We start from the raw sequence: 3,877 nt of genomic DNA, 5'->3' as shown, positions 1-3,877 counted from the left end.
GTGTGGGACAAGACGGAGAAGACAGGACGGGTGATGGGATGACGGGCGCGCACCGGGCGGCCGCGGGCGACGACGCCCGCTGGTGGGCGACGCTCTCGCCCGACGCCCTCGACGACGAGATCCGGTCGAACGCGCGCACGGAGCGCCGGCTGCTCCTGGTGGTCGCCCTTGTCGCCGCCGCGATCACGGTCGCCGTGCTCCTGCTGCACGAGGGCGTGCTGTGAGCGCGCGCGTGCTGGTGGTCGACGACGAGCCGGACGAGCTCGCCCTCATCGAGCGGCACCTGCGCCGGCTGGGCTACGACGTCGTGGCGACCAAGAGTGCCGAGCAGGCGCTCGCCGACGAGGACAACCTCGGGGTCGACGTCGCGATCGTCGACCTGCGCCTGCCCGGCATGGGGGGCTGGGAGCTGGTCGACGTCCTGCACGCGCGCCGCCCCGGCCTGCCGGTGATCATCACGTCGGTCCTCGACCCCGACGACTACCCGCAGGTGGAGGCGTGGCTGCCCAAGCCGTTCACCGGCGAGGGCGTTCAGGCCGCGCTGGCGCGCGCGCTGGGGACGGGACCGTGACCGGCGCATGAGCGAGATCTGGTCGACCGAGCGCACCGACCTGCTCACGACGAGCTCGCGCTTCCTGCGGCGCCTCGCCCGCCACCTCGGCCCGGACGGCGGCGTGGTCGAGCGCCAGCTGCCGTTCGTCGGGATGTTCTTCGTCGCCGTGCTCACGTTGCTGATCCCGGACGCGCGGGTGACCAGCCCGGTCGAGGTCCTGATCGCGGGGGTGCTCACCGCGGGCCAGCTCGTCGCCGCGCGGGTCCTGCCCTGGAGCCGGTGGCCCGAGGCGGCCCAGGACGTCCTGCCGGTGGTCCAGCTGCTGGCCGTGGCCCTCCTGCGGTCCGGGACCGGCGGGCCGGGCTCGCCGTACACGACGCTGGTGTTCTTCCCGGTGATCACGCTCGCGTCCGAGACGGGCCGTCGGGGGATCGTGCTGGCCACGCTGGGCGTCGCGGGGGTGGTGTTCTCGCCGGTCCTGCTCTCGAGCGTGCCCGTCACCGTGGACACGGTCATCCGGACCCTGTTCGTCACCCTCGTGGCCCTCGTGGTCGCCGTCACGGTGCACGAGATCACCGCTCGGCTCCGGGCCCGCAGCGTCGCACTGCTCTCGCTGCAGATGGACCAGGCGGTGCTGCTGGACCGCGCCCGTGCCAACGCCGTCGAGCTCGCACGCGTGGCCAACCAGCGGCGCGCGGCCCGCGACCAGCTGGTCTCCGTGATCGACTCGGCCACCGAGCAGGCCATCATCGCCACCGACGCCACCGGCATGGTCGAGGTGTTCAACGCCGGCGCGGAGCGTCTGCTCGGGTACGGGCAGGGCGAGGTCGTCGGGCGCATGCGCCTGACCGACTTCCACGACCGCGACGAGCTGGAGGCGCGCCGCGCCCTGCTGTTCTCCGACGACAGCCCGATCGACCACCCGCAGACCCTGGTCGACGCGCTCGTCGCGCCGGCGCTCGCGGGCAGGCCGGAGGTGCGGGACTGGACGTACGTCGCGCGCGACGGGGTCCGGATGACCGTCAGGCTCGCGGTCACCCGACGTGCCGAGGCGGACGGCACGGTGAGCGGCTACGTGGTCGTCGCCACGGACGTCACCTCCGAGCGCGAGGCGGCGCGGCTCCAGGACGAGTTCGTCAGCCTGGTGAGCCACGAGCTGCGCACGCCGCTCACCTCGGTCCTCGGCTATCTCGAGCTGCTCACCGACGGCACCGACCCGCTGTCCGACGAGCAGCGCGAGTACCTCACCGTGATCGAGCGCAACGCCCGGCGCCAGCTGCGCCTCGTGGGCGACCTGCTGCTCAGCGCCCAGGTGGACGCGGGCCGGTTCTCCATCTCGCCGCAGCACATCGACGCCGGTGAGATCGTGTCCGCCGCGGTGGCGGCCGCCGCCCCGGCAGCCGAGGCGGCCGGCATCGCCCTGGTGCCGTCGGTGACCTCGACGGTCCTCGACGCCGACCCGGTCCGGCTCGCGCAGGCGGTGGACAACCTGGTCTCGAACGCGATCAAGTTCACGCCCTCCGGGGGGACCGTCCGCCTCGAGGTCGGTCCGGGCGAGCGGGGCGGCGCGGTCATCGTGGTCGCGGACAGCGGCATCGGCATCCCGCCCGACGAGCTGTCCCAGCTGACCCACCGGTTCTTCCGGGCGTCGACGGCCACCCGCCGGGCGATCCCGGGCGTCGGGCTCGGGCTCTCGATCACCAAGGCCGTGGTCGACGCGCACGGCGGCTCACTGAGCATCGAGAGCACCCTCGGTGAGGGCACCAGCTTCACGATCGCGTTGCCGGCCACGCCGCCGGGCTGACGTACCGGTCCGTAACTTCGGACAACCCGGATGTATCAGGCGGCCCAGGCCGTGTCCCCTTCTGCCCGTGCGCCGAACGACGGCGCGGACAGGAAAGGGCACGATCATGACCATCCTCAGCTCGCTGATCGGTGCGGACTACCGTCCGGCCACCGCAGCAGCCGTGCAGGCGCTCGCCGACTCCGGCGTCCCTGTGCACCTGCCCGGCACCGAGGCGTACGCCGCTCTCACGGGCACCAGCAACCTCCTCAAGGCGATCCGACCCACGGCGGTCGTCGCCGCGCGGGGACCTGACGACGTCAGCCGCACGCTGCGCGCCTCGGCCGCCGCGGGCGTCCGGGTGGCGGTCCAGGGCACCGGCCACGGGGCCACCGAGACCATGCAGGACGCGATCCTCGTCAGCACCGCGGCCCTCGGCGAGGTCACCATCCACGCCGACGAGCGCTGGGCGCGCATCGGCGCGGGCGTGAAGTGGGCGGCCGTCCTCGAGGCGTGCGCGCCGTACGGGCTCGCCGGTCTGGCCGGCTCGTCACCGGACGTCGGCGTGGTCGGCTACCTGACGGGCGGTGGGCTCGGACCTGTGGCCCGCTCCCACGGGCTCGCGTCCGACACGGTGCGCGCGTTCGAGCTCGTCACCGGCGACGGCGTGTTCCGCCGCGTCACCGCGGAGAGCCACCCGGACCTGTTCTGGGGTCTGCGCGGAGGCAAGGGCGCGCTCGGCATCGTCACCGCGGTCGAGATCGACCTCGTCGACCAGGCGGAGCTGTACGCGGGCGCGCTGTGGTTCGGCGCCGCGGACGCGGCTGCGGTGATCCGCACCTGGAGCCAGTGGTGCGAGCTGCTGCCGGAGGAGGGGACCACGTCCGTCGCCGTGATGCGGCTGCCGGACATGCCGATGTTCCCGGAGCCGCTGCGCGGGACCACGTCGGTCTCGGTGCGCTTCGCCTGGACGGGTGACCCCGCGGTGGGCGAGGAGATGATCCGGGCGATCCGCTCGGTCGCCGCGCCGCTCATCGACACCGTGCAGGTCATGCCGTACTCGGCGCTCGGCGACGTGCACAGCGACCCCGTGGACCCGATGCCGCTGCACGAGCAGCACAGCCTGCTGCACTCGTTCGGGATCGACGGCGCCGACCGGCTGCTCGAGCTGGTCGGCCCGGACGCGCAGACCGCCCAGGCGATGGTCGAGGTGCGTCAGCTGGGCGGCAAGGTCCGCGACGACCGCGGCCTGCCCAGCGCGTTCCCGCACCGCGACGCGGCGTACTCGCTCTTCACGATCGGCGTGATGATCCCGGAGATCGCCCAGATGGTCACCGCGGACACCGCGCGCGTGCACGACGGGCTCGCCGCCTGGACGCGTCCGGGCGGCCTGCCCAACTTCACCGACTCGGCGGGCCAGGAGTGGATCGAGCGGGTGTTCACGCCCGACGCGGCGCGCCGGCTGCAGATGCTCTCGCTGGTGTACGACCCCGACGCCGTGCTCCTCGGGGCGCGCGGCCTGCGGCCCTGACCTCGACGGG

Annotated in this window: 4 protein-coding genes; all 4 read left to right on the top strand. The window is 73.6% G+C overall.

Going from position 1 to position 3,877, the window contains the following annotated elements:
• Positions 1-224, top strand: a 224-nt coding sequence (locus AC1DUQ_RS18960; RefSeq protein WP_477074351.1) for a hypothetical protein, incomplete at its 5' end; no start/stop codon positions are given.
• Positions 221-571 (top strand): response regulator, encoded by a 351-nt coding sequence (locus tag AC1DUQ_RS18955; RefSeq protein ID WP_477061190.1) that lies wholly within the window; start codon positions 221-223, stop codon positions 569-571. The genes AC1DUQ_RS18960 and AC1DUQ_RS18955, both read left to right, overlap by 4 nt.
• Positions 572-578: 7 nt before the next feature.
• Positions 579-2,357 carry a sensor histidine kinase gene (locus AC1DUQ_RS18950; protein WP_477074350.1) on the top strand — a complete coding sequence of 593 codons (1,779 nt, stop codon included), beginning with the start codon at positions 579-581 and terminating at the stop codon, positions 2,355-2,357.
• A 106-nt stretch (positions 2,358-2,463) separates the two neighbouring features.
• Positions 2,464-3,867 (top strand): FAD-binding oxidoreductase, encoded by a 1,404-nt coding sequence (locus AC1DUQ_RS18945; protein WP_477061192.1) that lies wholly within the window; start codon positions 2,464-2,466, stop codon positions 3,865-3,867.
• Positions 3,868-3,877 lie beyond the last annotated feature (10 nt).

It is taken from the genome of Cellulomonas sp. P4_B5_2 (assembly GCF_056402235.1).
This window is presented reverse-complemented; position numbering and strand designations above follow the sequence as displayed.

Coding starts and splice junctions, on each gene's coding strand:
- AC1DUQ_RS18950 (WP_477074350.1), top strand. CDS start 579: ATGAGCGAGATCTGGTCGACCGAGCGCACCGACCTGCTCACGACGAGC.
- AC1DUQ_RS18945 (WP_477061192.1), top strand. CDS start 2,464: ATGACCATCCTCAGCTCGCTGATCGGTGCGGACTACCGTCCGGCCACC.